This is a genomic window from Microvirga sp. HBU67558 (genome assembly GCF_018069605.1).
GTDB classification, from domain to species: Bacteria; Pseudomonadota; Alphaproteobacteria; order Rhizobiales; family Beijerinckiaceae; genus Microvirga; species Microvirga terrae.
On the sequence record NZ_JAGPUP010000259.1, the window covers coordinates 1 to 709 of the forward strand.

Sequence of the window (709 nt, forward strand, 5' to 3'; positions counted from 1 at the left end):
GACCAGGATGGAGAAATTACTTCTAGAGAGGGTGCGGCGCAGTTGGCATGAGTTTTGAAGCTCTCTCGTCCTAGGTTGTCTGGATGCGAGACCTCCTTGGCATGAGCGACGACCTGGAGGGCTGGCGGCAAAGCGTCTGCATCGGGTGGCTTGTAGCGGCGGTTGGCCAGCGTCGGCTCGGCGACCAAGCGGCTGTGCACGACCTGCTCGGGGGATCGCCCCTTCAACCCGCGCTGGCGTCTGCAGTTGTAGGCCTGATTGAAGCCTTTGAGCAGCGTCTCCAGATCCCGGTGGTGTCGATCGTGATCCCCAGCACCTCGCGCTGCACCCGGCCGTTGAAGCGCTCGACGAGACCGTTGGTTTGCGGCGTGTACGGCTTAGTCCTGCGCTGCTCCACTTTCAGCTGGCGGCAGGCGTCCTCAAAGCCATCGGCGGTAAAGCACGAGCCACGGTCGGTCAGGATGTGCGTGACCTTGAAGGGGAAGGCGCGGACCGCCTCTTTCAGGAAGGCGACCGCGCTGGTGATCAGCTCGTCGTCCTTGACCGCCAGATGCACCCAACGCGAGCAACGGTCGATAGCCACATAGAGAAAGCGTTTGCGGCTCTCGCCATTGGCGGTTCTCAGCTTGGGCAGGTGCTTGATGTCCATGTGCACGAAGCCGAGATCGTAATCCTTGAATCTGCCGCTCTCCCGTTTGCGCTGCTGCGC

The 709-nt window shown here is 61.9% G+C and carries 1 pseudogene; it reads right to left on the reverse strand.

Annotated features, from left to right (window positions below):
* Positions 1 to 77: 77 nt before the first annotated feature.
* Positions 78 to 709 (reverse strand): annotated as a pseudogene (locus KBI52_RS01110) (DDE-type integrase/transposase/recombinase); the annotation flags it as partial.